38 protein-coding genes and 1 pseudogene are annotated in these 25,376 nt (G+C 61.3%); 13 read left to right on the top strand and 26 right to left on the bottom strand.

The genetic code is table 11. The annotated features are described in order from the left end of the window. Nucleotides 1-36: 36 nt before the first annotated feature. The 25 genes from ABUH87_RS12355 to ABUH87_RS12235 all read right to left on the bottom strand — a co-directional run bounded on the left by ABUH87_RS12355 (nt 37) and on the right by ABUH87_RS12235 (nt 18,103). Nucleotides 37-2,901, bottom strand: a complete 2,865-nt coding sequence (locus ABUH87_RS12355) for a hypothetical protein (protein WP_367774118.1) — start codon at nt 2,899-2,901, stop codon at nt 37-39. After that, the gene (locus ABUH87_RS12350; protein ID WP_367774116.1) at nt 2,902-4,062 is read right to left on the bottom strand and encodes a D-Ala-D-Ala carboxypeptidase family metallohydrolase; all 1,161 of its coding nucleotides are present in this window, start codon (nt 4,060-4,062) and stop codon (nt 2,902-2,904) included. Beyond that, a complete protein-coding gene (locus tag ABUH87_RS12345) occupies nt 4,062-4,826 on the bottom strand; it encodes a hypothetical protein (RefSeq protein WP_367774114.1) in 765 nt (254 codons plus the stop codon). The genes ABUH87_RS12350 and ABUH87_RS12345 overlap by 1 nt, the downstream gene beginning before the upstream one ends. Before the next feature lie 178 nt (nt 4,827-5,004). Then, nucleotides 5,005-5,517: a hypothetical protein gene (locus ABUH87_RS12340; RefSeq protein WP_367774111.1), complete on the bottom strand. Its 513-nt coding sequence runs from the start codon at nt 5,515-5,517 to the stop codon at nt 5,005-5,007. Then, entirely contained in the window at nt 5,517-6,857 is a 1,341-nt protein-coding gene (locus ABUH87_RS12335) for a packaged DNA stabilization protein (RefSeq protein WP_367774108.1), read from the bottom strand. The genes ABUH87_RS12340 and ABUH87_RS12335 overlap by 1 nt, the downstream gene beginning before the upstream one ends. Next, nucleotides 6,857-7,291: a hypothetical protein gene (locus tag ABUH87_RS12330; RefSeq protein ID WP_367774106.1), complete on the bottom strand. Its 435-nt coding sequence runs from the start codon at nt 7,289-7,291 to the stop codon at nt 6,857-6,859. Before ABUH87_RS12330 ends, ABUH87_RS12335 begins: the two co-directional genes overlap by 1 nt. Next, entirely contained in the window at nt 7,288-7,503 is a 216-nt protein-coding gene (locus tag ABUH87_RS12325) for a hypothetical protein (protein ID WP_367774104.1), read from the bottom strand. Before ABUH87_RS12325 ends, ABUH87_RS12330 begins: the two co-directional genes overlap by 4 nt. Before the next feature lie 3 nt (nt 7,504-7,506). Next, the gene (locus ABUH87_RS12320) at nt 7,507-7,959 is read right to left on the bottom strand and encodes a hypothetical protein (RefSeq protein ID WP_367774102.1); all 453 of its coding nucleotides are present in this window, start codon (nt 7,957-7,959) and stop codon (nt 7,507-7,509) included. Nucleotides 7,960-8,009: 50 nt separating this feature from the next. Beyond that, on the bottom strand, nt 8,010-9,272 hold the full coding sequence (locus ABUH87_RS12315) for a P22 phage major capsid protein family protein (RefSeq protein ID WP_367774099.1): 1,263 nt from the start codon (nt 9,270-9,272) through the stop codon (nt 8,010-8,012). A 26-nt stretch (nt 9,273-9,298) separates the two neighbouring features. Then, nucleotides 9,299-10,120, bottom strand: a complete 822-nt coding sequence (locus ABUH87_RS12310) for a hypothetical protein (protein ID WP_367774097.1) — start codon at nt 10,118-10,120, stop codon at nt 9,299-9,301. Nucleotides 10,121-10,210: 90 nt separating this feature from the next. Further along, the gene (locus ABUH87_RS12305; protein WP_367774094.1) at nt 10,211-12,340 is read right to left on the bottom strand and encodes a portal protein; all 2,130 of its coding nucleotides are present in this window, start codon (nt 12,338-12,340) and stop codon (nt 10,211-10,213) included. A gap of 45 nt (nt 12,341-12,385) precedes the next feature. Continuing rightward, nucleotides 12,386-13,603 carry a PBSX family phage terminase large subunit gene (locus ABUH87_RS12300; protein WP_367774091.1) on the bottom strand — a complete coding sequence of 406 codons (1,218 nt, stop codon included), beginning with the start codon at nt 13,601-13,603 and terminating at the stop codon, nt 12,386-12,388. Then, nucleotides 13,596-14,045, bottom strand: coding sequence for a terminase small subunit-like protein (locus ABUH87_RS12295; protein ID WP_367774089.1), 450 nt, complete (start codon nt 14,043-14,045; stop codon nt 13,596-13,598). The genes ABUH87_RS12300 and ABUH87_RS12295 overlap by 8 nt, the downstream gene beginning before the upstream one ends. A gap of 62 nt (nt 14,046-14,107) precedes the next feature. Further along, nucleotides 14,108-14,392, bottom strand: a complete 285-nt coding sequence (locus ABUH87_RS12290; RefSeq protein ID WP_367774087.1) for a hypothetical protein — start codon at nt 14,390-14,392, stop codon at nt 14,108-14,110. Nucleotides 14,393-14,461: 69 nt separating this feature from the next. Further along, on the bottom strand, nt 14,462-14,647 hold the full coding sequence (locus tag ABUH87_RS12285; RefSeq protein ID WP_367774084.1) for a hypothetical protein: 186 nt from the start codon (nt 14,645-14,647) through the stop codon (nt 14,462-14,464). Then, nucleotides 14,644-14,820 carry a hypothetical protein gene (locus ABUH87_RS12280; protein ID WP_367774082.1) on the bottom strand — a complete coding sequence of 59 codons (177 nt, stop codon included), beginning with the start codon at nt 14,818-14,820 and terminating at the stop codon, nt 14,644-14,646. The genes ABUH87_RS12285 and ABUH87_RS12280 overlap by 4 nt, the downstream gene beginning before the upstream one ends. Then, nucleotides 14,817-15,005 (bottom strand): hypothetical protein, encoded by a 189-nt coding sequence (locus ABUH87_RS12275; protein WP_367774080.1) that lies wholly within the window; start codon nt 15,003-15,005, stop codon nt 14,817-14,819. The genes ABUH87_RS12280 and ABUH87_RS12275 overlap by 4 nt, the downstream gene beginning before the upstream one ends. Continuing rightward, complete coding sequence (locus tag ABUH87_RS12270; protein WP_367774077.1) at nt 14,995-15,591, bottom strand: hypothetical protein; 597 nt, start codon at nt 15,589-15,591, stop codon at nt 14,995-14,997. Before ABUH87_RS12270 ends, ABUH87_RS12275 begins: the two co-directional genes overlap by 11 nt. Further along, nucleotides 15,557-16,471, bottom strand: coding sequence for a hypothetical protein (locus ABUH87_RS12265; RefSeq protein ID WP_367774074.1), 915 nt, complete (start codon nt 16,469-16,471; stop codon nt 15,557-15,559). The genes ABUH87_RS12270 and ABUH87_RS12265 overlap by 35 nt, the downstream gene beginning before the upstream one ends. Then, entirely contained in the window at nt 16,468-16,824 is a 357-nt protein-coding gene (locus tag ABUH87_RS12260; protein WP_367774072.1) for a hypothetical protein, read from the bottom strand. The genes ABUH87_RS12265 and ABUH87_RS12260 overlap by 4 nt, the downstream gene beginning before the upstream one ends. Then, nucleotides 16,821-16,997: a hypothetical protein gene (locus ABUH87_RS12255; protein ID WP_367774070.1), complete on the bottom strand. Its 177-nt coding sequence runs from the start codon at nt 16,995-16,997 to the stop codon at nt 16,821-16,823. Before ABUH87_RS12255 ends, ABUH87_RS12260 begins: the two co-directional genes overlap by 4 nt. Continuing rightward, the gene (locus ABUH87_RS12250; protein ID WP_367774066.1) at nt 16,994-17,161 is read right to left on the bottom strand and encodes a hypothetical protein; all 168 of its coding nucleotides are present in this window, start codon (nt 17,159-17,161) and stop codon (nt 16,994-16,996) included. Before ABUH87_RS12250 ends, ABUH87_RS12255 begins: the two co-directional genes overlap by 4 nt. A gap of 2 nt (nt 17,162-17,163) precedes the next feature. Beyond that, nucleotides 17,164-17,406 carry a DUF2312 domain-containing protein gene (locus ABUH87_RS12245; protein ID WP_367774064.1) on the bottom strand — a complete coding sequence of 81 codons (243 nt, stop codon included), beginning with the start codon at nt 17,404-17,406 and terminating at the stop codon, nt 17,164-17,166. After that, nucleotides 17,403-17,918 (bottom strand): hypothetical protein, encoded by a 516-nt coding sequence (locus tag ABUH87_RS12240; RefSeq protein WP_367774060.1) that lies wholly within the window; start codon nt 17,916-17,918, stop codon nt 17,403-17,405. The genes ABUH87_RS12245 and ABUH87_RS12240 overlap by 4 nt, the downstream gene beginning before the upstream one ends. Continuing rightward, nucleotides 17,918-18,103 carry a hypothetical protein gene (locus tag ABUH87_RS12235; protein ID WP_367774057.1) on the bottom strand — a complete coding sequence of 62 codons (186 nt, stop codon included), beginning with the start codon at nt 18,101-18,103 and terminating at the stop codon, nt 17,918-17,920. Before ABUH87_RS12235 ends, ABUH87_RS12240 begins: the two co-directional genes overlap by 1 nt. Before the next feature lie 177 nt (nt 18,104-18,280). On the opposite strand from ABUH87_RS12235, the gene ABUH87_RS12230 reads away from it, so the two are divergent. Continuing rightward, on the top strand, nt 18,281-18,526 hold the full coding sequence (locus ABUH87_RS12230) for a hypothetical protein (protein ID WP_367774054.1): 246 nt from the start codon (nt 18,281-18,283) through the stop codon (nt 18,524-18,526). A gap of 30 nt (nt 18,527-18,556) precedes the next feature. Here ABUH87_RS12230 and ABUH87_RS12225 read toward each other — a convergent pair whose 3' ends face one another. Beyond that, entirely contained in the window at nt 18,557-18,781 is a 225-nt protein-coding gene (locus ABUH87_RS12225) for a carph-isopro domain-containing protein (protein WP_367774194.1), read from the bottom strand. An 83-nt stretch (nt 18,782-18,864) separates the two neighbouring features. Here ABUH87_RS12225 and ABUH87_RS12220 point away from each other — a divergent pair, with 83 nt between their 5' ends. The 12 genes and pseudogenes from ABUH87_RS12220 to ABUH87_RS12165 all read left to right on the top strand — a co-directional run bounded on the left by ABUH87_RS12220 (nt 18,865) and on the right by ABUH87_RS12165 (nt 25,349). Then, nucleotides 18,865-19,494 carry a LexA family transcriptional regulator gene (locus tag ABUH87_RS12220; protein WP_367774051.1) on the top strand — a complete coding sequence of 210 codons (630 nt, stop codon included), beginning with the start codon at nt 18,865-18,867 and terminating at the stop codon, nt 19,492-19,494. A 3-nt stretch (nt 19,495-19,497) separates the two neighbouring features. Then, nucleotides 19,498-19,881: a hypothetical protein gene (locus ABUH87_RS12215; RefSeq protein ID WP_367774049.1), complete on the top strand. Its 384-nt coding sequence runs from the start codon at nt 19,498-19,500 to the stop codon at nt 19,879-19,881. A gap of 121 nt (nt 19,882-20,002) precedes the next feature. After that, nucleotides 20,003-20,767: an ERF family protein gene (locus tag ABUH87_RS12210; protein ID WP_367774047.1), complete on the top strand. Its 765-nt coding sequence runs from the start codon at nt 20,003-20,005 to the stop codon at nt 20,765-20,767. 14 nt (nt 20,768-20,781) lie between these two features. Further along, complete coding sequence (locus ABUH87_RS12205; protein WP_367774045.1) at nt 20,782-21,771, top strand: hypothetical protein; 990 nt, start codon at nt 20,782-20,784, stop codon at nt 21,769-21,771. Further along, nucleotides 21,771-22,175, top strand: a pseudogene (ssb, locus tag ABUH87_RS12200) (single-stranded DNA-binding protein); the annotation flags it as partial. The gene ABUH87_RS12205 and the pseudogene ssb, both read left to right, overlap by 1 nt. A gap of 26 nt (nt 22,176-22,201) precedes the next feature. Continuing rightward, nucleotides 22,202-22,564 carry a DUF968 domain-containing protein gene (locus ABUH87_RS12195; protein ID WP_367774043.1) on the top strand — a complete coding sequence of 121 codons (363 nt, stop codon included), beginning with the start codon at nt 22,202-22,204 and terminating at the stop codon, nt 22,562-22,564. After that, nucleotides 22,561-23,034: a NinB/YbcN family protein gene (locus tag ABUH87_RS12190; RefSeq protein ID WP_367774041.1), complete on the top strand. Its 474-nt coding sequence runs from the start codon at nt 22,561-22,563 to the stop codon at nt 23,032-23,034. Before ABUH87_RS12195 ends, ABUH87_RS12190 begins: the two co-directional genes overlap by 4 nt. Before the next feature lie 79 nt (nt 23,035-23,113). Beyond that, nucleotides 23,114-23,626, top strand: coding sequence for a Panacea domain-containing protein (locus ABUH87_RS12185; protein WP_367774039.1), 513 nt, complete (start codon nt 23,114-23,116; stop codon nt 23,624-23,626). Beyond that, the gene (locus tag ABUH87_RS12180; RefSeq protein ID WP_367774037.1) at nt 23,607-24,008 is read left to right on the top strand and encodes a hypothetical protein; all 402 of its coding nucleotides are present in this window, start codon (nt 23,607-23,609) and stop codon (nt 24,006-24,008) included. Before ABUH87_RS12185 ends, ABUH87_RS12180 begins: the two co-directional genes overlap by 20 nt. Nucleotides 24,009-24,220: 212 nt before the next feature. Further along, entirely contained in the window at nt 24,221-24,550 is a 330-nt protein-coding gene (locus tag ABUH87_RS12175) for a hypothetical protein (protein ID WP_367774034.1), read from the top strand. Beyond that, nucleotides 24,547-24,900, top strand: coding sequence for a hypothetical protein (locus tag ABUH87_RS12170; RefSeq protein ID WP_367774032.1), 354 nt, complete (start codon nt 24,547-24,549; stop codon nt 24,898-24,900). The genes ABUH87_RS12175 and ABUH87_RS12170 overlap by 4 nt, the downstream gene beginning before the upstream one ends. Next, nucleotides 24,897-25,349 carry a hypothetical protein gene (locus tag ABUH87_RS12165; protein WP_367774030.1) on the top strand — a complete coding sequence of 151 codons (453 nt, stop codon included), beginning with the start codon at nt 24,897-24,899 and terminating at the stop codon, nt 25,347-25,349. Before ABUH87_RS12170 ends, ABUH87_RS12165 begins: the two co-directional genes overlap by 4 nt. Nucleotides 25,350-25,376: the final 27 nt, after the last annotated feature.

Below are 25,376 nucleotides of genomic sequence, written 5' to 3'. Positions count from 1 at the left end.
GGTAGGCTCCCGGCATGCGAAAATCATGGAAGTGGGTCATCGGGGTGCCCCTGTTTCTGGCCCTTGTGGTGTTTCTGAACTTGGGGCAGGGGCGGCAACCGCCCGTCCAGGGGGTGCCAGCACCGCTTCCAACGCCTCTTTCAGACCGAGCGCTTCCGTAGCGATCGCGTTGTCGTTGGCTGCAATGCGGGTCAGGGCCGAGACGTGCTTGCCCTGCGCCCCCGGTTGGGCAGGCATCTTCGCAAGCCAGCGGGCGAATGATGGAGAGGCGAGGAGCTTGCCTGCCACGTACTGCGGGACAAAGAACAGCGCAGTGCGGATGGGCCGGTTGAACAGTTCGGCGGCCACACCACCACTAGCCACCAGACCTACAGCGCTACCCGTGTTTGAGAAATTAGCATAGCGCTGCGCCTCTTTTGACCCGTCCGCGACCTTGGCGAGATTATCCAGCGCGGCCCGCACCTCGCCGCCGAACATCTCACTCTTGGCCTTGCCGCTCATTTGGTTCCAGTGAGTGAGGAACTGCGGCAGACTGAATACATCACCGGCAGCATCCTGCACTCCGGGCGATGCACGACCCAGCTTTGAGATGATGGTGGCCCGCACTGTGCCCGCATCTTCAGGCGGCAGGGCAGACAGGAACTTGCCGAGACGGGCGCCCTTGGTCTTGGTCGCCGTGTCGATGGCCTTCATAACGTCCTCAACGGACTTGTCGGCGGATTTGCCGATGAAGGGGGCCAATACCTCGTCAATGACGCCGATGCGCTCCTTGTGGGCCGCAGCGGCCTCCTGATAGGCACGTACCGCATCAGGCTTGCCAGCAGCGGACAGCGAATTTGCAATATCCGTGTCAGCCGCATCCACGACCTGCCCGACACGGCGCTCAAGATCGCTGTTGCGCAGCCCGTCCTTCATGAAGCGGTCCCGCAGCGTCGTGCGCATGCGTTTCACACCCTCGACAGGATAGGGCGCGTCTAGTTCGGCGCGCAGGGCTTGCAGCTCCGATAGCCCCGGCGCACCGCCCGGCGTCTGCGAGAGTTCGGCAATGTTCTGGTCGAGGACGGCCCGCGCTTCCGCCAAGTCAACAGGTTCGTCGCCGCCGATCCTGCGCGCCTGATTGTAAAGCGCATCCACCTTGGTCTTGCTGCGCTTCATGTAGGTTTGAGCGCCGCGCAGGGCCGCATCGCCAGCAGCTTCGTTTGTCGTCGCGGTGCCGGTCATGGCGGCAATCGCATCACGCGCCCGCTTTGCTTCGTCGCTGACATTCTCCGCAGCCTTGACGATAGGCGCTGCCGACAAGGGGAGTTGTGCCGAAGCGCCTGTCAAGCGCCTGGTTGCCGGTCCTGCTACATCCGCTGGCATCGGGGCAATGCTAGTGCCGAACTGGCTATTCAGGTTGTCAGCGGCCTGAATAACCTCGCCGCCCGGCGTCATCGGCTGTCCTGCCCTAGCGGCCCCTCTAGCCGCCAGAGCTTCCACCCCGCGCCCGATGCCGTAGCCAAGCCCACCGCCTACAGCAGCGCCACCAGCGGCCCCGATAAGGCTATCCTGCGCGCCCTCGCCGTAGCCGAAGCCAGCGACACTGCCCATTGCAGCGCCTTCACGGGCAGCACGGGCAGCCGTGATAGGGGCGCGTGACGCACCGATACCGCCACCGACAAGACCGCCAGCAAGCTCTGCCGCTACGCCAAGCCCGCCTTGTGCCTCTTCCATCTGCGAGTAGGCTTCGCGAGCCTTGTCCCGGTTGAAGCGGTAGCCGTCTGCCACGCCTTCATTCGAGAACAGTGCCTCGATGCCGCCGCCGATGCCCTGAAGCTCATCCGTCAGGCCCATAAAGGCCCCTTGGACAGCTCTAGCGCCATACGAGTTGAGGCTGTTGGGGTCGAATCCCTCTTGTTCAAGTTGTCCGCTCAGGCGATCACGATAGGCTTGCTCAGCGCCCGAGGTGTCCATCGGCAGGACTTGCAGGCCCTTGCGCACGTTCTCTGCCATGCTGGCGAGATCCTGATCCGATGGCATGGGGATGCCCGCCGCCGCGTACCATTGCTTCGCCGTCTCAGGCGTTAGCGCCTCGTTGCCCCGGTTCTGGTTCCAGAAGGCGAGAACGCGCGCTTCCTGATCTGGCGTGATGCCGTACTGCTCTTGCAGATAGCGGCCACGGTCGAAGGGCGTTTCCGGCCCATCCATCCCGAACTGAATGGCTGTACCTACTGGCAGGCCGCCGCGCATCTCTGGATCGCGGACGCCTTGCTCGCCGTCCAGCTTGGGAGGGTCGTACAGGAGAACGCCGTTTGCATCAGGGTCGTACCCCTGCTTCTGCATCATCCCGCGATAAATGTTGGCAAGGTCGTTGTAGCTGGCGAGGCGCGTTGAGTAGATCGCCTGCGCAGTGCGCGCCATGTCCTTGCGCTGGTCGTCGTTCAGGCGCTCGCCCGACGCCGCCTTGTTGTAGAGGTTGCGGATACGGTCAGGAACGCCCGCCGCATTCTGCGCAGTGGCGAACTCGCCCTCACGAACCACCGATCCGGGGTCCAGCGCCTTCATGTAGGAGAAGATCAGGCCAAGATCGGACATGGCTGAACTCTTGCCGCTCGCCAGACCGACGATCTGGTCTGTTGCGACCCGGACCTCGTTGAACTGCTTTACGATGGGTTGCCCGAAGAACTCCTGCCGCAGGCTTGCCGCGCCGCTGATGTTGCTGCGCTCGTCCGCCTGCGTCTCGTTCTGAGCCGCTCTCGCCGCACTCTCCTGAGCAATGCGCAGCTGCTCATCGGCGCGGGCATCATCGCGGCTGCGATAGTCAGGCACCGCGATAATCGGCTTGGGGGCGCTACGCGGCGCGCTGGAGGGCGCCTGCGCGGGTGAGACTTCTTCAAACTCGGCCCATGGATCAGGCGGCATTTAGGGCTTCCTCATTCTGCGGCCATCGGGCGTGATGAACTCGGTTCCGCTTGGCAGTCGTCGCGCTTCCTGAACCGAACGGACGCGCACCGGCCCACCTGACGCCGCTTGACGACGTGAACTCGGCTCCACATGCACATGATCGCCCTCGTTGATCACATCGAAACCGGGCATCGTGTCCTTGAGGCGTTTTGCGAGCATACCCATGCTCATGCCTTTTGGTGGCACGAAGTCGCGGGCCTGATCGGTCAGGTGGTAGCTGTTCTTGACGCCCCCAACGGAGGCGTTCTTGCCTGCCGAGCGCTGGCGGCTTGTGACAGTCAGGCCGGGAATGGCAGCAAGGGCAGCGCTCTCGATAGCACTGCCCGTTGCCGAGATAGCTGGATCACCTCCTCTCTGATCTGGAGTGACTTGACGGCCCTGCATGTCGTAGGTGCCGCCACCGAAGCCGGAGATTGGACCGGGGGCGCCGATAAGATCGCTGCCCCGGAAAATGCCGACACCATCCACCGGAACGAACTTGTCACTTTCGACCGCGAGCCACCGATCTGCGTAGTCCTGGCCTTTGGTCTGCTTGAGCCAATCGTACTGACGCTGGAGGTTCGTCTTGTTCTCGGTCGGGTTGACCGCTCTGTACGTCTCTGCGAACTTTTCGGGGTTGTCGGCGGCAATCAGCATGCCAAGCGTGCCGACTGCCTGCTGTTGCATCATCGGATCATCGCTGTTCAGCGCGTCGATCAGTTCCTTGGTGGTCTCGTCCGCGCTTCCGGCCTGAAGATCCGCCTGATAGCGCTTCTGAAGCACGGCAGCGGCGCCCTTGTAGTCCCCCGCCTGCGCCCGCGCATACGCCGATCCGGTCTGCGTCAGGTTGATGCGGCGCTCATCGTCGCGCATCGCTTCCCAACCCGGCTTGATCTGATCCGCGAACTCGGGGAACTCGATCATCAGGCGCGAAATAGCGCGGGGATCGTTGCTGTTGATGGCTTCCGACACACGCTGCCGGAACACACCTTCGCGCGCTTGGGCCTGCTGCGCCTGCTGCAATTTCAACGCCTGCGCCTGCTGCTGGAGCTTGCGCTGATCATCGAGCATCATCTGTTCGCGAATGTCCGGCACAAGGCTCTGGCCAGCGCGGATGACGGAGGCGAAATCGACCGGCATTAGAACAGCTTGCCAATGCTGCCGATGGCCTTGCCGATGCCACCACCGGAAGCCGCCTTATCCGCAAAGGCGCCGATGTTGTTCCAGTTCTGGGAATTGACACCCGCCTTGCCGAGGATCTTCTGAATGAGCGCATCCGTCGCCATCTGCTGCGAGGCGTTCTGCCCGCCCGCCGCCGCGAAACCCGCAGACGTGAGCGAACCTTGAGCGCCCATGCCGGTGCCGATAGCCCCCTGATAGCCTGCAAGCTGGTTCTGGATCGTCCCGGCCAAGGTATCGGCGCGGAAGTCCGTCAACCGATCGATGGTGTTGCCACCCCGCAGGCCGCCCGTAGCCGCTGCATTAGCGAGGATGCCTTCCTCACCGTTACGGATCAGTGACTTGAAGAGAGGGGAGTTCTCAAGCTGCGCGATGGACTGCGCCTGCGCTTCCTCAGCAGTGACCGCCCCAGTTGGCCCGGTCGCGGCGCTGGTAAAAGGCGATAGGTCGCGGCGCGAACCATCCTTCGCGTAGTGGTACTGTCCGAAGGCCGAGATGTCGCCGCCGAACTGCGCGCCCGATGACGTACCTTTGATGGAGTCCCAATTCGCCAGCGCGTCGGGGTTACCGCGTACATAGGCTTCCCAATCGGTAACGGCAGGTGTGCCGCCAGATGCACCACGGCCACCCAACCCCATTAGGTCGGCGTAAGCGCCCGCTGCGCTCGTGCCTAACGATGTATAGGGAGAGAAGCCCGCCGTGGCAGTATCAAGAGCGGTGTTCAACCGATCGATCTGCGCATTGCTGGAATACTGCTGGGACTGCGCGGCCTTGTTCAGCCCCTTCTTGACAGAACCCCCGCCAAGCAGCCCGCCGATGGTGGAAAACAGGCCGATGGTAGCCTCCTATACGCGCGTTTCCGGTGTTTTCGCGCGCGGGGGGAAGTGAGGCTATTTTTCTTCCCTAAGCGGCCCTGATCTTGAGCGTCGAGCCGGTGCGGTAAAGCCCTTCGATGTCCACACCAGCAGCCGCGGCAGCTGCGTCGTCCGCATAGTCGCCAAGCCCTGCGAGCTTCGGACTGACCAGCACCTTGTTCTCAAGGTGTTCGGGATTGGAGGTGGTCGCAAGTCGCCCGTTGAGCGGCACAGCAACCGTACTATCACCTTCGCCCACGAACGTGATGCGGAACCCTCCGCTCGAACGCGGAACTTCTGTGGTCAGGCCCAGCGTGGCAAAGTTAGCATCGACCGAGAGTTGCAGGCCATTAGACCAGCGGAAGATGCGCTCGTTGGTTAGTTCGGTATTGGCTGAAAGCGTCAGGTACGTCGCTTCCTTGAGGGTCTGCGTCTCCCCGACGTTCGCGCCGACAGCCTCTTGCGCTTCACCAACAGCGCGCTGCATCAGGTCGAAGCGCTGCCGGGATCGAGAGTCGGGAAAGACCTTCGCAATCTCTTCGCGGGTCAGAAAGTATTGCATCAGGACGCCTCGCAGCGGGCTATGGCAACCCGTCCTCGCCCTCTCCAGCGAAAGGCACCCATGGTGCGCAGTTCCACATTAGGGCGCCAGATAACCCGCTCGTCGCGCCTGCCGGTCAGAGCGCGGGACACTTCACGGCTCCACTGCACGCCGTCCCGTGTCATCGAGAAGAACACCGCGTTCGGCTCAAGCGGGAACTGACCGAATAGCTCTATCTCGCTGACCAATGCGCCTGCGGGGTCGAACAGCAAGGCCGCGTCGAAACGCCAGTCTGCCGCCTCTCCAAAGTGCTTTTCACCAGTGAGGACACCAAGGCGGTTGCTCTGTGTGTCGCCCACAATGTGCCGAGTGCCATGAAGCACCGCGTGGCGCAGACGATAAGGACCGAACGCGCCGGACTGGAGCGCGAACCATGCGCTCTTGCTGGCGGCTTCTGTCGTCGAGAGGGATAGCGCCCAGGACTTCCCCGCCAGATGCACGATGATCTGGCGCTCACCCGGAAAGGCGCGGCATTCCATCTCGATCGCTTCGGGGTGAAGCTCGACAGCAAGGTCATCGTCGATGCGGTCATCAGACAGGCGCGTTGCAGCGCCCCCGCCGTAGTACCACACGCTCAGAGGCTCCCCTCGCGCGCTGCCCACGAAGGCGAAGCCATCACCGCCCACCATGCACTTCGCTGTTGCGGAGACGCAGCCAACCGGGATCATTCCGCCTGTTACGGTCTGGAACGGAAAGCCATTGCCGCCGACGTTCTGAAAGGGCTGGATGGTGTGACGCCCGAGCGCGTAAAGCTCCTCGCGATACTTGAGCAGGCCTGTGATCGCGTCGGGATCTTCCTCCGCTGAACCATACCGCGTCGGGTTGACACTGAGAGGATCGTTCAGGTCCGTGACGATAATGTATTCGCCATCGGTCGTGGCGTAATAGCCGTCGATCCAGAGCATGTCTTTGACGACGCCCAGGTCGGGATCGGTCACGTCCGAAAGCGCTGAGCCATTCCAATAGTAGAGGCGCTGAGAGGATCGAATAGCAAGGCGCCCGAAGCCGTAATCCAGACCGGCAGGCGAACCATCATCGCCAACATCGGCAAGCGCGGCGACTGTTCCTGTCGCGCTCACTGAGACCAGCTTCGAGCCCATCACGCGGTAATGCACGTCGTTCCATACGATGCCGCCGCGATCCTTGCCGGGACCGGTCGCTATCTCCTGTGCGCCGGGTGCCGTGACAAGCTGGCCCTTGCTCACGCCGCTGTCGATCACGCGCGGCTGAAGGTTGACAGGATAGCTGGCGACAAACTCCCCGTCCTTGACGGTCGTTCCCGCCATGATGGGGATCTGCATCAGCTCGCGTCCGTGATGTATGTCCGATAGCCGCGCCGTCCGGAACCGCCCGCAGTGCCATCGGCATAGCGCATGGTCGGCGCCACGTTCACAAAGGCGCACAGCCGGGAATAGCTGTCGGCCTTGGTCTTCATGCTGGCAGACGGCATGGCCTTTTGCACGGTCGTGCTGCTCAGGCGCTCTGCCAGACTGTAAGCAACAGCGGTCTTCCAGCGCGCGTCAATGCCGCTGCGCTCGGTCACGTTGTCGTCGTAAGTATCGAACCCAAGCTGGTCGAAGGGATACTCGCCCATCATCGCCCGCAGGATGGTCATGGCCGAGGCGTATTCGTCATCCGTGCGCCCGAACATCGCATCCGACACACCGAGCGCCAGATAGGCAAGATCGATGATCTCCTTGTTGCTCGGGCCGGATGGGATGGGGATGGTGGTCATTGCTTCACCCTGCGGCGCTTCGGACGTGAACCGCCCGCCTTGCCGTCGCCGTCATGATCGAGGGGGTCAGCGATGGGATGGACGCGCCAACCTTCACGCCTGCGGTCCGTCTCTTCCGCTTCATCATGCACGATGATGGTGCGTACCGGCCTTCCCCATATCAGGTCGTCGCCGCCGTCCTGGTACAGAGCTTTAGGGTACGCACCGTACATCGCTTAGAGCTTCGAGACCGGTGTCGCGTCGTTGGTGTAGTCCGGGCCAGCGTCCGTCACCTCATAGGGCGACTTCACGCCGAGCCGATCCATCAGCGTCTTGACGTACTCGGTGCGGTTCTGGCCAGCACGCTCCAGCTTGAGCAGGCCCGCGACCTTCTCCTCAGGAACGGCGGTCTCCGCGCTGTCGTCCGTGATGCGCTTCTTGAACTCATCGACGCCGAGACCGAGCATCGGCTCCCAACGCATGATATCGTCGGAGCCGGGGTACTGCGGACCCGAGACCGGAGATGGCAGGTTTCCATCGGTCGCGTACTGGAAGGAGTCCTTGGCGTTCTCTTTGGCGGCCTCAAGCGCGCCTTCCTTCTTCGCCTTGTCAAGCTCGGACTGGCTGACCTTGGGGAGGCCCATGGCTTCGGCTGCGTCCTGCTCGGGGGTGTTCTTCTTGCTCGTCATCTTCGTATCTCCTGCGAGACGAAGGCGGACACTAGGCCCGCCCACGCTGATTAGGTCTGGTTGAACAACTCAACACCCGCCATCTGTGGCGTGGTCAGAGCGGTGCCGAAGTCCACCTCGAAACGCGCCTTGACGCTGAGATCGTTGATCTCGCCCTGACGCGTGTAGGTGACGGCGATGCCCGCATCGGTCGTGGCGCGCATAACCTGCCAGCCATCCTCAGGGTCAACCGAGTAGGAACCGGGCAGGAGAAGCAGCGCGTCCTTGACCCAGAACGGATTGACCGGAGCCGCTACCGTGTTCAGCCATGTCAGAACCGCGCCGTTGGCAGGAGTTGCGGTGACGTTCTTGTATTCCGCAGACGCACGTGCACCGTCTGCGCCCGAGATCAGGGCAGGGGCGATGCGGATCGTGTTGGCGGCAGGCTTGCTGATCACGCGGAAGGTCTGGAGCTGGCCAGTGTCCTGCTTGGTGATCATGTGCACCGAATTGACGCCCGCGATGGTGAAGGCATCACCGGCCTTGATGTTGGCATAGTTGGCCGCCGTGATCACAAGATCGCTATAGCGGTTATCTACGTTCACATCGACGCCGAGCGAGTCCGTAACGGTCGCCTTGGGGACATAGGTCTGATTGGCACCGTTGATGGTGGTCGCCCCACCGCCAGCAGCAGTCAGGTTGACCGGAACGTCGTTCTTGAACGTGTCGAAACCGGCAATGTCGCCGATCCTGGCCCGCGAATATGCGGTCTCGTCACGCGCAGACCCGCTGGCGCGCTTGGCAAGATCGCCCGCCATCGCGTTGTAGACACGCGGGGCCAGCAGCATCTTGCGGTCGGCGGTCGTGATGCCGACTTCGGTCATGGCCGCATCGACCAGAGCCACATCGTCAAAGCCGGTCGGCGCTACAGTGCGCTTCACGACAATGGAGCCCTGCAAAGCAACGGTCTGCGCGAGGGCGAAGTTGATATCGGAAGCCAGCTTCTGCTTGGCCGCCTTGCCCCAGGCATTGAGCGCCTGCTGGTTGCGCATGTCCTTCGCGCTGAACTTGCGCGGGTCAACCTTGTGATAGCCGATCGATACGGGGATCTGCGTCTCGGTCAGGTCGCCGAAGTTGCTGGTCTGGTCGAAGCCGTCATAGGTCGAGCCGATCATCGGCGCCGGGATCCAGAACTGGTCGCGGGCGCGCACCATCTCGGCAGGAGACGGGACGTCGTACTTGGTGGCGAGCTTGGCGGTAACAAGCAGGTCGTCGAAACCCTCAATGAGGTCGTCGAACATCACCTGCTCTTGCTTGGTGAAATTGGATGGCATGCGTCAGTGTCCTTGTGCGAGGCTTGTCACTTGGCGCGCTTCTGGCGGCGGTAGGCGATCAGCTTCGTGCGATCCCCCGTCTTCTCCGCTTCCTTCGCGAGCCGGGCTTCTTCGCGGTCCTCACCCCCGGACACGGCAGCATTGCCGCGAAGGGGTGTGTCGGGCTGGGCAGAGGGCTTGCGCTTTTGAATTGACACCTTGTCCTCCAGCTTCCCGACCATCATGGCCGCGCGCGTGAGATCGAGCTTTGAGAGTTCATCCAGCTTCGAGGGCGACTTCGACAGCGCGTAGACGAGCGCAGCCGGGTTCTTCGCCATCATCAGGAGCGCTTGGTGCTGCTCGGGAAGGGCGGTGAATACCGTCGCCTCCGCAGCGTCGAAGTCAGGCACGCGCAGTTGGGTCTTGCCCGACTGATAGGTCTGGACTCGTCCAGCCCATTCCTCGCTCGCCTTCTTCGCCTGCTCCTGTTCCGCCTGTTCCTCGCGCTCGATCTGAGCCTTGCGCGATTTCCAGTCGTCGAGGGCCTGTTCGTACCGGTCTTCGTCGTAATCGACTTCGGCCAGTGTCGGCTTCGGCCCTAGTTCCACCTTCGGCTTGGCAGTCACCTTGCGAAGTTCGGCGGCTTCCCGCTGTGCCTCGCGCAGCTTCTCCCGCAGATGGCGGACAGTGCTGGTTTGATCCTCTGAGGCTGGCGCTGCCTCTTCGTCACCGAACGCGATCAGGTCTTCTTCGTCGTCCTGACTGTCGGCGCCTTCACCTTCGACCGCCTCTCCCTGTTCCTCGCCCTCGTCCGCTTCCGGCGCGAGTTCGTCTTCCAGTTCGAGTACGTCATCGGCTTCATCTGCCATGCTCTAATCCCCTTAACCTCGCTGTTAACGGTCAGCGGAACCGACGCAGGGGAGTATGGTCAGGCGGGGAAGGGGGTCTATTTTTCTTCCCTAGAATGAGCCATTGCGCAGGAAGCGCGGCGTCTCACCCGGCTCTATGCGCTCAGGGATAGGCTGGGGTAGCGGGGCACGAACTTCACGCGGCCCTTGCTCTTCGCCATCGTTCGCAGCCGCCTTGGCAAGCGTCTCGATGGTCTTCGCGCCGAGTAGCTGCGTGTTGGCCTCTGTCTCGGCAACCTCTGCCGCCTTCTTGGCTGCGCTTGCCTGGAAGTCTTGTGCCTGCGCTTCGGCAACCTGCGCCAACGGATCAGGCGCTTGGTTCTGCGCTGCCTCATCCATCGCGGCCTGCTCTTCCTCGGTCGGCGGTACGAGACCGGACGCCACGGCACGCTTGCGCACCCACTCAATCAGGTTGTCGCTGCCTTCGCCATCGATGTTCAGCACGGCGGTATTCAGCGCGGCTTGGGCCATCTCGATATCCTGCGCCGCGATAGCCGCCTCTGCCACGCTGAGCATGGCCTTGACGGTCTTGTCGCGTCGGGTAGCGGTTGCCTCGGTCACAGACACGATCACCTTGTAACGGCCCGTTGTCAGGTCGTTGATGGTCATGTGTTCGCCGGACTTTGGATCGGTATAGGGCTCAGCCAGGACAGCGCGCCCATTGCCGCCGTCCTCATCCATCGTCTCGACTTCGCGGCCTTCCTCGACGTAGACCTCGGATGCCATCGAGAGGTAAATCTCGCCCTCGCGCTGCACCGATTGGCGGATATTGTCGAGGTAGATGCCCGACTTTGCATCGACGCGGGTCGCGGCAATGTCCATCGCCTCGGCAGAGGTGTTGGCCTTCACCTCGTCCGCGTCTACCAGATCCTCTGTCAGGTTCGTGGCGGCAAGCTGGATCAGGGTTGCGGTGACGGGGGCAAGCTGGGGAGGCTGCACCATGCCCACAGGCCCCATCGCGGCAATGGAGCCGTCCGGATTTCGTAGCGAATGCGCCAAACGGTACGGGGCCCGCTTGATATTCGCCTCTGCCCATTCTTTCGCTATCGTCGGATCGATTTGTTCCGGATCGAAGATTGGCGCTTCAGTTGGCGCCAAGCTGTTCGTCTCCATGAGCTTCGACACGCACGAGTTGAACAACCGCTGGTCGTCCATCTTGTCCTGCGTGTAGCCCTTCCAGCGCTCGATGCCGTCCACGAAGTACCGCAGGCCGTAGACGGGAACGATCGGGATGCATTCACCCGCGATCAGACCGCAATCCTCCAGCACTTCACCGCCCGAGAGGATGTACTTGTGCACGCGGACCCGCTTGCGCTTCTGACTGCGAGCCTTGAACCCGTCGCGCTTCAGTTCGGCGAGGTCGCCGTCCTCAAGCTGCGACGCCCATATGCGCCGCTCTTCGCCGCTCAGTTCATGCATGAGGATCCACAGCTTGTCGTCTACGTCCTCGCGCTCGTAATACTCGGCGATGGCCACGGTATTAGGCCGGAACCAGTCACGGCACTGCCACAGCACGCCCTCGGGGAACTCGCTGATCGCGCCGCCCCATTCTTCCTCGAAGGCCGAGCGCGTGAACGTGGAGCGGATGAACGCATAGCGCGCATCGCTCTTGTCGTAGAGCTTGGCGCCAATGTCGAAGAACACGGTCTGGTCTGCGTCAGGGATCAGCGCAGCCGGGTTGATGCGCTGCTGATCGTTGTCCTTGTCGCGCGGGTCTTCAAGCTCGTTGGTCAGGCGATAGGCGCCGAAGCCTCCAGCGATTGCCTCAAACACGGCATTGTCGCGAGCCTGCTGTGACTTGTACTTGTAGCTGTCCGCCCGGTGCATACCGTCCAGTGTGTCGGCTGTCTTGTCGTTCGCGTTCGGGCCATCAGGGCGGAAGTCGGGGATGATCCGGTTCTGCCGATAGTCGTTCTCGATCTTGCGGACGCCCTTGCCGACCTTGTCCGACTGGAGCTTGATCGAGTTGTCGAACTGCTCCCCGAACTCGTCTTCCCACTGCGCGCCGGGGATCGTGATGAAGCGGCGGGCGGTCAGGCTCTCCGCTCGGTTCGTCTGCGTCGGAGCTGAGCATTCATCGAAGCGGCGCATGGCGCGCTCGTGAACCTTGCGCAGTCGCTCGCTGTCTGCGTCTGTCGGCTCACTATCGAGCGCGGTGTCGATCTCGGTCATGTCGGCCATGCGGGGAAGCTACCGCTGGCCGGGGGAGGTGTCGGCTTTTCTTCCCTAGCGCCTGTTAAACGCCGTCACCGTGCGCGGGATGGAGATGGACACGGCACGCGGCTTGGCGTTCAAAGCTCTGCGCGCACCCTCGACCGCATACCGAAGCGCGTCAATGCAGTGATTGTTCTTGTCCTCCAGCACGCCGAGAACCTGCCCTGTCAGCGGATCGGTCTTGTAGCTGTAGTGGGTAAGCTCATCCGTCAGATGCGTGCAGCGGGGATGGATGACGAGATCGTACCCCTTCAGGAACTCCACACCTTCCTCCAGCGAGCGTGCACCCTTGATGGCCGGTGCGATGCGAGGGAAGCCATGGTTGCGAAGGTGGCTGATCGTCTCAGGACGCGAGCTGTCCGCCGTCATCCAGAACTTCTCAGCATCCGGTATCGTCATGAACAGCGCGGGCAGGTTCATGATCTCGACGCCAAGTCCCCATGCCTCATGATCGACATAGATCACGCGGCCTTCGATCCAGCATCGGATTGCACAGGATGGATCGATACTGAAGCCAAAGTCCGCGCCGAGACGATAGTCGGCGGTATCCGGGCTGTCGAATGCCTCCACGCGCCAGTTCTTGAAAACGCGCGCTTCGCTGTTGCGCCGATACTGCCCTTCCCAGACATGCAGATACTTGTCGTAATCCCGGCTACGGTCGAACTCCATCTCCACACGCAGCACATCAGGAAACCACGGGTTCGCGTCGTAATTGATCGTGCGAACAATGCTGTTCGGCGGTGGATTGGCCGCCATCACGTCGATGGGGTCAGTGTCCAGATCAGGGTTGTACGTCCAGATCAGCCGCGACCCTGGCGCGCGGATCGTCGGCACGATGGTATCAAGGCTGGCCTGGCTGAACGTCTGCGCTTCCTCACCCCAGAACGTCGTCACACCCTCAATTGACTTGATGCTTGTCGCGTTGTGCCTGACGCCCGAAAACAGGAACAGGCTGTCGTTGGGGCCGCGTATCTCCGTCTCGGTACTGTCGAACGCTGCGCGCACGCCTAGCCGGTCAATCTCGTCCTCCAGCAAGCGCTTCACAGAATCCTTGATCGACTTCTGCACCTCGCGTCCGCACAGCACGCGCTCGTGGCGCTCCATGCTCTGGATCACAAGGCCGCTCGCAACCGTCCGTGACTTCCCAGCGCCGCGACCGCCCCGCCAGAACAGGTGACGGAAACTCTCCCACATGTCGGAAGCGTACTCGGGAAGCTGAACGTCACGCATCCGGCTTGCTTGCCCCCACGAACGACACCTTGAAGCCATCTGGCAGCGGATTGTCAGGATCGGAGCCGATCAAGGTCTTGTCGCCGTAACGCTTGGGATCCCACTTCGCGAGGAGCTTCAGCCGCGTTTCAATCCGCAACTTGGACCGCTGCACATGCTCATGGTTCATCACATCCTCGGTTGAACCATCGTCACGATTGCGCTTTGTCCAGTCGTTCGTCGCATCGTCTGCGATCTCCAGAGCCTCCTCTGCGATCTCATCAAAGCCTCGCGCGCGCGCCTGCGCGATGCGTCCAGCGAATACCGCGTCACCATCGATCCAGTCATAGACCGCTGATTTACTCACGCCATGATTGCGGCACAGTTCGCGCAAAGGGATCCCGTTAGTCAGGCCCTCTACAAGCGCATCTTCAAGCTCAGGCGTCCTGACTGAAACACCCATATCAGAATGCCCGTGAAACGCCGTGGAACGCACCACACAGCGCGAAAATCGAGTTCAAGCGGTCAACCATTACACTTCCCCTTCCGCAGCTTGTTGAGCCTCATATGGCAGGACATGGGTCTAACTCCGATCTTCTGTGCATGACGGGCTATGCCGCCGTCTACTTTTGCTGCCTCAAGCAAGGCTTCGTCCATTTCAGGCGTCCAGCGGGTGCGGATGCCTGTCGAGCGATGGCCCCGGCATACGATGGCCTCCACGATATCGGTCTCGTCATCGGTGAGTGCACGATGGCGGCCAATCTCATCTAGCAGCGACAGCATCTTTTCAGGCGGTAGGCAGATGCTCATCAATCCCTCCCTTCCGAAGTGTCCTTGAGGTTGCGGAGGGCGGTGCGATCCTCTGCCGTGATCTCGATCTCAGGCATACCACTTCTCCACCTTGCTCCAGGCAGCCACGGTCTTTTCGCAGCCGAGCACCAGCAGCAGTTGGATCAGAAGATCGTCTGCCGTGCTGTGGGCGCCCTCTGGATCGCCGTGAGCGCATTGCTCCTCGATCGCCTTCGCGAAGTCGGCATCGGCTTTGGTGATCTTGATCTCGCTCACTGGTGTGTCTCCTCGCGAATGGCGCGGATGATTGTGGAGGTGGCCGCGAAGAGCAGAGCCGTCAGATGATCGGTGTCGTCCATGAGCGACCCCGTAAGCAGCCCCAGCAATGCGATCCCCATCAAGACGCCGCCGTACACGGCCAGGAAGTTCCAGATGTCCTTACCGCTCACTTGATCCTCCCCATACCTGCCTGCGCCATGGCGTAGGTGGCTAAGCCCTTGTGAAGATCCTCGTACTCTCCAGCCTTGAAGCGGCGCTCGATCTCTGGCCGGGGCATCCGGTTCGCCACATGCGCAAGGAACACTCCGTTCCCTCGTCCTATTGAGCGGTCGATGGTGCCGCGCTCAGGCCGCATGGCGAACCTCCGCGCACTCGCAGTCGATCTCTTCGCCTTCCAGCGTGAGGATGCGACCGACGCCCTGACAGGTGCCGCACTTCGGTTGCGATCGATCTTCCAGCAGGTGCCGCGTCGGGGCGCTGCCGGGCACGCGAAGCTTGTAGCTGCCATCGTCGTTCAGCCACAGGTGGCCGCGCGTCTCTGCGATCTCGCGCCAGTTCTGGGGAAGCGCGTCGATCTCTTTCTGGGTGACGTCGCCGCGGGCCAGAGCCGCCATCGTGTCTTCGAAACGCGCTTGGTTGTCCCAGAATACGAGGCTCTTGGCGCGCTCCTGAAGCTTCAGCGCTTCATCATCCCTCTTCCACTCGGCAAGAATGGTCAGGCACTCGGCAATGGTCGGGAACCACTGGCAGCGATCCAGTACCGTGTCGCACAGGAAAGCGATCTGTTCGCTGGGGAACCCGCCCAGCTTGCCGGTGTAGGCGTCAATCAACAGCTGGCCGCTGATGTCGTCAGAGTTGCGCTTGGGTAGAGCAGCCAGCAAGACGCGGAGCCGCTTATCGAACTCATTAGGAGAACAGGCGGCGAGGGCCGGTAGCCGCACGGACGCGATCTGCTTCGCCTGGTCCAGCGTCATAGGATGGGTCTGAGCCAGAGCCGCCTTCCAGTCCAAGGCGACGGTCAAGGGCTGCGATCGCCCCGTCCTTGGGCTTGCTGAAAGCTCGGACGTTACTCGCCCCAGCGCTGTTCCGATTGCTACCATTGGTGGTTGCCCTTCGATCTTCGGCTTTGGCGATCCATGTGCGGAATGCGGCCTGCCAGTCCTTGGTGGTACGGTCGTTCGATCTTGCGTGGCCTTCGAAAGCCATCACTTCGCGAGCCAGCATGCCGGGCGGCCAGCCATCGACCATGGCCTGTGCCGCAGGTGTCAAAATTGGCTCCCAACCCTCGGGCAGGGGAAGCTCGTCAGCGGGGATGCGCTTCGGCTTGGCAGGCTTAGCTTTCGCATTGCTCGCGCTCGCGCCGCTCTCTCTCCCGCTAAACTTGTTCCCTTGTTCTTCTTTGCCCCGCTGTTGCCCCGCCGTTGCCCCGTTCTTTGACTCGGCGTTGCCCCGCTCGACTTCTGATACGTCCTGATATTTGGCGTAATTACAGATAGTTATGATGGACTGGCCTTGCCCCGCGGAGTGGCCCGCGGTTGCCCCGTTTTTTGAACGCGTTTCGATCATGCCTTCATCGCGAAGGTCGGCAATGAACCGGTCAACTCGGCTCTTCGACCAACCCCACTTGTCCGCAAGGAAGCGCTGCGAGAATGTCAGTTCTCCGCGCTGGAGTTCCACAGCTTCGCCCTTGATGCGCGAACGTGACGCCTTCCAGCACGCGTTTTCGATCAACCATACCCACGCATCGGCACGCGAGTATTCGCCCTTAAAAAGGGGGTTGTCTCTCCATCCCCGGTGCAGGCAGATCCAACCTTCGCTCACGCAGGCGCTCCGATCTCGATCACAAAGCGCCCAGTTCGCGGCGTGGCGAACTCAACCACGGGCGTTTCGAAGTGCTTGTCGTCAATGCCCAGCGCAGCGGCGATACCATCCTGGTACGCCTTCACCGCTGAGACTACGTTGTCCTTGTCGGGCAAGGGGCCACGGGGCTTGGCGTGCACGGTGATACGCAACCCAATCTTCTCGCCTCGCACGAACGCGTCCCGTTCAGCCAAGGCGGCGAAGTGTGCCCACTGCCGGTGCTTCTTTACCTGAGCGGGCTTCGCCTGGGGGTTCCGCGTCCGGCCATTCGGCCAGAGCAGCTTGTGCGGATAGGGCAAGTCGACGCGGATCATCCGCCGATCTCCATCAGCTCGCCTACCTTGCGGCGGGCCAACTCCACGCCCCGGCTCCACCAAAAAGCGCTCTTGGTTCCCTTGTTGTAGGGGCTCGTGAGCGGCTGACCGGCGAACTGATGCGCGATGAAGGCGTCCCGGCCTTCGCGAATAAGGAGGCTGCACCGGATCATAGGGCGGGCCACTCCGCTTTGGGGAGACCCATCGCCTCCCGCATCTCATCGACCTTCGCGCGGATCTTCGCCCGACGCTGCCTATGACCGATCTGGGCAAGAGCAGCGCCGGGGTTGACTGGCTCAGGCGAAGCGGGGGCAGAGCGTTGGAAAAGTCTCAGCATGATCAGAACTCCAGGCCGAGTTGAACCGAATAGGTCTCGATCAAGGCTTCACGCTCAGCCAGCTTCTGCCGGTCCATGGCGCGGCGCTTGATCATCTCCTTCATGATCGCGGGATCGAAGCCCTCGGCCTTCGCCAGTGCGAACCGCTCTTTCAGGTCTTCGTTGAGGCCCTTGCGTTCTTCGATCAGGCGCTCGGCCGCTTCGATGTGAAGGCGCAGTTTCTGCGCGGCGCTATCGTCGCTCATGCCCGGATCGCCTTCACGTTCGACGTGCGGCCATTCCGGTAGCTGTCCACCATCTCCAGCCATCCTGCAGTGACGCGTGCGATCTTGCGTAGTGCAGCCTCGTCATCGGCATCGCCGCAGAGGCTCAGGATCTCTGCCAGTGTCGCGCTCTGGCCGCCGTCGCTGTCAGGACGCTCCATCTCGATTGTCTTGGACAGCACCGCCGCCATCTTCGCGGAGATGGGATCGGTGTTGCACACAGCGTTGCGAGGAACGGCGCGCTCGCCGTAGGCACGGTGGATCGGGTCCAGTGCGTCAGGATCGAGCGTGCGAAGGTTGGCGAGACGGTCAGGGCGGGGAAACGCGCCCGCCATGATATTGCTCAGGCCCTTGTTCGTCAGGCACATGGTCTTAGCGACCTTCGAATGCCCATGCTTGCTGACCTGGCGGGCGATGCACTCAACCATGGCGGCGTGGAAGTCGGCTTCATCCAGCGGCTCAATTGCCGGAAGGACAGTGCTGCGTTGCGACATTAGGAAATGTCTCCATGAAAAAGCGCCCCATCATTCACAGCCGGACGATGAGCCCAGCGACGTTCGGAGGCGCGGAAAGCGGCGTAGGGGAAGATCGAGCGCGCAAAGGTCAGGATGACGCAGCGGCGAAGCTCGAACTTGCTGGTGGGGGTTTCGGGGACAGGATTGTCGGGAGAGGGTCTCACCGCTTGCTCTCCCGAGAAGGGACGAGACCGCTGAACACCAAATCCGGGTGTTCGCAGTGAAGGCGGCCGCAGGCTGCGCAGACGGGCGTCATGCGGCACCTCCGCTGGCGAGGTTGTGCGCCCCGCCAGCTTCGGCCATCGTGCGGCTGTCGAGGCCAGCACGAGAAGCAGATACACATGACCGACGAAGCGGAAATACAAACCCAAGTCGCCTTCGCGGCTTTGCACGTTGCCGTTCATTGCGCGATGACGCTGGGAGGAGCAGGCTTACTGCAATCAGGGCAAGGAAAAGCAATCGCCGAGCGCCTGAGGGAACTTGCCGACCTGATGGACGGCGCGCCGGGGTATGAAGATCGGCCGCCTCACCTTGCAATCGATCTGCAACGCGCTGCTCATATTCTTGAACAAACTCCGGGGTCATGATCGGAGTCCAGAGCGGATGCTTCGGCGCGCTCATGCTGCGATCCTGCGCGCGGCAGCTGCGGCTAGCTCATCTAGAGTTGCAGCATTCGCTTCCGCGAGCGCGTGCCAATGAGGCGCCGGAATACTGTCAAGGCGGTTCCAGCCCTTGACCGTATTCGGATCTACGTTGATCTTGCGGCCGAGCGAAGCTGGACCGCCGTTGCGGGCGATGATTGCCTTATGAGACGGCAATGCTGGAGCGGGTTTGTTCGGCATGATCTGCACGGTATAAAACATACCCGCACGCGTCAAGCGCATTCGGTATGACGTATACCCGATTTCACGTTAGCCCGCTCCGGATGAGCGAGAGCGGTGATCGTTTACAGTTGGCGTTGAAGGAGGCGGGCCTTAGCTTGCGCGAGGCGGCTGATCGCTTTGGGTGGAGTTACAACACGCTCAAGAGTAACGCGAACGGCAATATGCCCTTCAGCTTCAAGAAGGCGATGGTCTACGCGGGGCGACTGAAGGTGCGTGCCGAGTGGCTTTACAGCGGCACGCCGCCGATGCGGGAGCCAGATAAGCCGCACCGGAAAACCGCAAAGGAGATCCCCGTAATAGGATGGGTCCAAGCGGGTGCGCTGGCAGACGCTACTGCGATCCACGATACCCCCGATCAAGCAAGCGTCGTTGTTGATGGACTGGGGCCAGGTGAATGGTTTGCCACTGATGTGCAGGGCGACAGTATGGATCGCGTGTCCCCTGAAGGATCACGTATATTTGTCAATGCCGATGATCGCGACCTTATACCGGGCGCCTTCTACCTTTTTTCGCTAAGAGGCGAGACGACTTACAAGCGATACTACGATGATCCCGTTGCCCGCCTTGAGCCTTATTCGACTAATCCGGCGAATAGACCTATCTTTTTGGCGCCAGATCGCGATTGGACAGTGGTAGGCCGTGTATACCGGAGCGTTATTGATTTGGGGTAGTGTATGCGTTGGTATGCGATTGTTGCGGTCTTTGCTGTGGCCGGTTGCGACGACATACCGCGAGCAAGATCCGAGAATGCCATCCGTGGAATAGCAGCCGAAGAAGCCGTGAAATCTGTCCAAAGGATGGATGTCCGCTTGGCGCGCTTAGAGGAAGAAAACCGTAAGCTAAAAGGCGACATGGATCTACTTCGGGATTGGCTGAAAGCCGAGTCAGACGCCCTCGAAAGTCTCCGTAAGACGTTCAATCATAACGTCAACCTTGAGAACAGCGCTAAGGTCGCGCGCATGACAGCGCAAGGGGCATGCGGAACCGAGCGAGTCGAATATCCAGATGGGGGTTGGGCGATTCGCAACAAGGAATGCACTCAAAAAGATCTGAAATAGCGGGGGTTCCGGGCGGCTAAATCTAGCGGCGGGTATTTCTTATACCGATTTCGCTTGACCAAAGGCGGTATGTTTTATACCCAGTCTTCATCAGGGCATGTCGCCCGATGGAGATCCTTCCGTGAACGCTCAGACCCGTATCGAGGCCGCGCATCCACCGGCCGTCTACGCGAAGATCGCAGCCGTGCAGGCCGACCTGGCGAAAGAGGGTATCGGCAAAGACCGCAGCAATCAGCAGCAGAAGTATAAGTTCCGCGGCATTGATGACGTTTACAACGCGCTGGCGCCGCTGCTCGCGCGGCATAGCCTGAGCATCCTGCCTCGCATGCTATCTCGCGAGGTTGTCGAGCGTAAAAGCAACAGCGGCGGCGCCCTCTTCAACGTAACCGTAGAGGCTGAGTTCGACTTTATCGCTGCCGAAGACGGCTCGCGGCACGTCGTGAGGACCTTTGGCGAGGCGATGGACAGTGCCGACAAGGCTACCAACAAGGCCATGTCTGCCGCCTACAAGTACGCTGCGCTTATGGCGTTCGCCATCCCGACTGAGGGCGACAACGACGCTGACGCGACCACGCACGATGTGGCGCCTTGTGGGCAGAATGGCGGATCGCGCGGCGGACAGGCTGCGAGTGAGCCTGAAGGCATGCCAGACGCAGCATGGGCGCAACTCGCGAACCTTCTGAAGGCCACCAGCACCGCCGATGAGCCGCTGCTCAAGCACTACGGCGTCAAGAACCTGCGTCTCCTCAATAAGCAGCAGTACGACGACGCGGTAGAGCGTCTCGAGCAGCGCCTCGCCGACATGGCGAAAGATCAAAGCAATCGCGCCGGTCAGGCTGATGGCGGCGAGACTGCCGACATCGACCCCAATGACATTCCCTACTGAAAGGGCCTCTCCTGATGATGTACAAATCCAGCAAGGGCGAGGTCGAGATCGCGACCATGCCGCTTTCCTACGCGAAAAACGCCTTGAACAAGTTGCGGCGCACAGAGCCTGAACGCACCGCGGAAATCGAAGCTCTGGACGCTCATGTGTCGAAGCTTGAAGCTGAGGCTATCGAGAAGAACCTGACGCCTAAGCCGCGCGAGGCGGTAATTGGAGACAACGGCGGTCCTCCGGTCGAGGATGAGCAGGCGCCCGCACCAGAGGGTCGCAAAGCAGTCGAGATCCACGTTGCCGACCTTCTGGTCGAAGCCTCCAACTGGGCAGATGGCGCGGCGATCGAGAACCAAGATCAAGCCGCTACCGTAGGCAAACTGCACCGCATGTTGCAGGAGGCAGCCGCGCTCGTGAATGACACAGCGGCAAAGGAAAAGAAGCCGCTAAACGATGCCCTTGCTGAGATCGCCACTTGGCAGAACAGCTATACCGCCAAGGGCCTGAAGAAGACGCCTGACGGGGCTCTGACGAAAGCCGTGCTGGCCACAGGCAATCTGTCGGCGGCATGGCTGAGGAAGCAGGACGAAGCGCGCAAGGAACGCGGGAATGAAGCCGCTGCCGCCGCTGCGAAGGCTGCGCAGGAGGCCATAGCGCTTCGCGAAGAGGCCAAGGTCAGCACCGATCTTGAGCAGATGGACCGCGCCGAGGATGCTCTTGCCGCTGCGAAGAACCTTATCCGCATGGCCGAAAGCGTCGGCAAGGAGAAGGTTCAGGTCGGCGGGGGCGAAGGCTTCCGCGCCGTGGGGCTGCGCAGCGTCTACAGCGCAGTTCCGAGCGGCGAGCCCGGTGCCTGGGGCGCTGCATACGCTCACTACAAGACAAACCCGGAGTTCATGGCCGACTTCCACGCGCTGCTCCAGCGTTGGGCGGATCGAGACGTGCGCAACGAGGCAACCCGCGTTCGGGGAATTCCCGGTTTCCGCATCAATGAAGAGAAGGTGGCAGCGTAATGGCAGGCTCGGTCAACAAGTGCATCATCGTCGGCAACCTTGGCGCCGACCCTGAGGTAAAATCCTTCCAGAATGGCGGACGCATCGCAAACCTGCGCATCGCCACCTCCGAAAGCTGGAAGGATAAGCAGACCGGCGAGCGCAAGGAGCGGACAGAATGGCACTCGGTAGCTATCACCAGTGACGGCATTGTCGGCGTGGTCGAGCGTTTCCTGCGCAAGGGTAGCAAGGTCTACATCGAAGGCCAGCTTCGCACCCGCAAATGGCAGGACCAGAGTGGCAACGATCGGTACAGCACCGAGATCGTGGTCGGCGGAATGGGCGGTGTGCTCACCATGCTCGACGGCGCGAAGAACGGCGAGCGCGGCCAATCCAGCGGACAGGCAAGCGGTGGCTGGGGCGGCAACGTCATCGACGACGATATTCCGGGATGGGACTGACCGTGGGCCTGCCTCAGCGCATCGCCAGGAAGCGGAACCGGTCAGAGAGGTGGCGCTCTCAGGCCCATTGCTCCTTCGTCCGCTCACACCATTGCGTCGTTCCAGGCTGTCAGCAGATGCCTATAGAGGTCGCACACATTCGCGCCGGTTCCGATGCGGGGACCGGCCGCAAGCCGTCCGACTGGTTCACCGTGAGTCTTTGCCGGGACCATCACTCAGAGCAGCACCGGATAGGCGAGGGGCCTTTCGAGCGGGCTCACGGCATCGACCTTCATGCCCTTGCAGCCGAGTTTGCCGCAGCCAGTCCGAAGGCGGCCGAGATCAGGCTTGAGCAACGGGAGCGCACGCGATGACAGAGCGCATCATCGAATCTCCTGAACAACTTGAGCTTTGGATCAGGTTCCTTCGCAGCCGCCCGCTTCCAATCACCGTGTCTACGGTCGATGGCCGCGACCGCACCAAAGATCAGAACGCCTTGCAATGGCTTTGGGCTACCGAGGTGGCGCATCAGCTCGGCGACCGCGGACCGGACGAGGTACAGCGGGAATGGAAGCTGCGCCACGGTGTGCCAATCCTGCGAGAGGATAGCGCAGATTTTCGGGCGATATACGATCAGACGCTCAAGCCGCTACCCTACGAGTTGAAGGTAGAAGTAATGCGCTTCGTGCCAGTCACCAGTGAAATGAAGGTGCGGCAGATGGTGCGCTACCTGGACGCGATTGAGCGCGAATGCGCGTCCATGGGACTGTGCCTTACCGATCCCGATCCGGAGTTTGCGAAGTACCTTGCGCGCTATCGGCAGGCCGAAAGGAAAGCTGCTTGAGGCGTTGCGAACATCTCACGAACGCTCTATATCCTCTCCGGAGAGGCATGTTGCCTCTTTAGCAAGGGTGTGGATAGCTATGAATCGAGCTGTTGCCATTGCTAACGAATTCCTCGCGAAGGCTGGCTCAGCCGGGCTCACGCAGATGCAGCTCCAGAAGCTCGTATATTTCGCGCATGGCTGGACGCTGGCCATCACTGGTGAGCCCCTGACAGCCGAAGAACCGCAGGCCTGGAATTACGGCCCGGTTTATAGCGACCTGTACGATCATACGAAGTACTTCGGCAGCAAGTCGATCGATCGTCTTCTTACCCCTGACGACGATGACGCGGCGCGCTTTTTCCTTCACCAGGCGTCCGGACTGCCTCCATACAAGGCCACGTTGACTCCTACCGAAAAGGATATCATTGACCGGGTATGGAAGCGGTACGGTGGCCTGACAGGATCGCGACTGTCGGCATTGACGCACCAGACGAAGACCCCTTGGTCTCGCGTGTTCGCTGGCGGATCGGGTAAGAACCGTACGATCCCGAACGGCATGATCAAAGATCATTATACAACGATCGGTAACAGTGTCGCCGGAGCCGCTTAAGCCTTCCGCGATCGATAAAGCGCCGGTTGACATCGACATTGATGGCAACGGTGAAATCGATGAGCTGGAGGCTGCCTACGAACGCTTGGGGTCGATGACCGAAGCGCTTGCGAACGCAGAAGCCGAATTAGAACGCATTCGCCAAGAGACGAGCATCGACCGGGTGAAGGCTCGAATGCTGGAGCCCTACGTCAACAAGGTGTTCAGGTTCGTGGCTTGGTATTGTGTAGCGGTTGGGATCGTGCTGGTGGCGTGCGGGCTGCAAGTAGGCTTTGCTCTGCCGGAGACGATCCTGGCTATCATCGCGGGAAGCACCGCAGTTTCCGTGATCGGCCTAATCGGGCTAGTGATCACCGGACTTTTCGGCGGGAAGAAGGCCTAGCCTAACTCACTCTATCACTAACACCACACGGCCGCTCGGGAGAGATCTCGGGCGGCTGCTGTCGTTGGGGTGGGTGTGGGCAGAAAGTAGGATCGGGTATTTTTTATACCGATTTCGCTTGACCAAAGTCGGTATGTTTTATACCCAGTCTCCATCAAGCCCACCGATGAGCCGAACAGCGCAGACCCGGTAGGCAAGCTGGAGACCACCAGATGCTTTCTACCTCACAGCGCCGCGACTGGTCAGAGAAGACCCCGCCGTTTGCTCTCATGCACGCCGATCACCTTCGCTTGGCCGAAGTCGAGGCCATGTGCCGCATCTTCCGCAAAGACCCGAAGGCCAGCATCGATCTTGAGCTGGAGCACATGCACCGGGCGCACTGCTACCGGCACCGCCCCATTCTCGGTCTCGCAAACAGCCTGACCAGCGCTGGCGAACTGGCTTTCGCCGCCGACTGGGAAGCCAACCGTGAACAGCACATGGCGGAAGCACATGCCGAATGGTCGCGCCTCAACGCTGGCGACCTCCGGAGGGCAGCATGACCCCCTCCGAAATCGACACCCGCCTTCTTGCCGCTATCCGCGCAGAGGTAGGCGGTCCCATGGTAGCGAAAGACACGCTTAGAGCGGTCAAGGACACGCTGGCTGATCTGGGGCTGATGATTGTGCCGGGTTGGCGTCCGATTGAGAGCGCGCCGAACCACACCCATAAGGAGCGCATCCTTGTTGTGGGCGGTGCTTGGCCGAAACCTGAGCTGGTTCTGCCTGATGGCGACTGGTGGCGCCTGCGGATCAAGCAAGGCGCAAAAGGCCCGCCCACCCACTGGGCACCCCTTCTTACCCCTCCCGCAGCCCTCTCGGCTGAGCCGTTTGAGACGGGGGAGGTGGCGTGACCTCATTTAGCGACATCATCGCTCTGCAAGGCGACAAGTACAGCCCGAACTTGAGGGCGTGGCTCACGAAGCAAAGCGCTAGAAACCGCTCCTTGCCGCTGGTTTATGCCGACAAAGATGGCGACAAGCTGATCGGTTGGATCGACGAAGATCAATGGTTCATCGGGTCACGCCTTAACCGCGTCCTAGGGGTAGGGCGCAAGGCAGATGTCTGGTGCTGGACCATACCAACTAGCTCTCTGACTGAGTTGGATGAGTTTTGGCAGCGGTACACAGTTGCCGGTCGATGCGCGATCGACACTGAACACAATGGCTTCTTCATCGGCGAGCAAACGCGCTGGCGGCAAGCTGGCGATACTCGCGAATGCCTTTGGTGCGACGGCTTCTGGCAGGTTCAGGTGCGATGGACGGAATGTGTAGCGCGCTCCCGGTGGGAGGCTGCCGCATGACGCTGTTCTGCGCGACCAGCACCCCGA

This window comes from Novosphingobium rhizovicinum (assembly GCF_040813635.1).
GTDB classification, from domain to species: Bacteria; Pseudomonadota; Alphaproteobacteria; order Sphingomonadales; family Sphingomonadaceae; genus Novosphingobium; species Novosphingobium rhizovicinum.
Note: the sequence above shows the minus strand (reverse complement) of the source record. Positions and strands in the feature narration are given on the sequence as shown.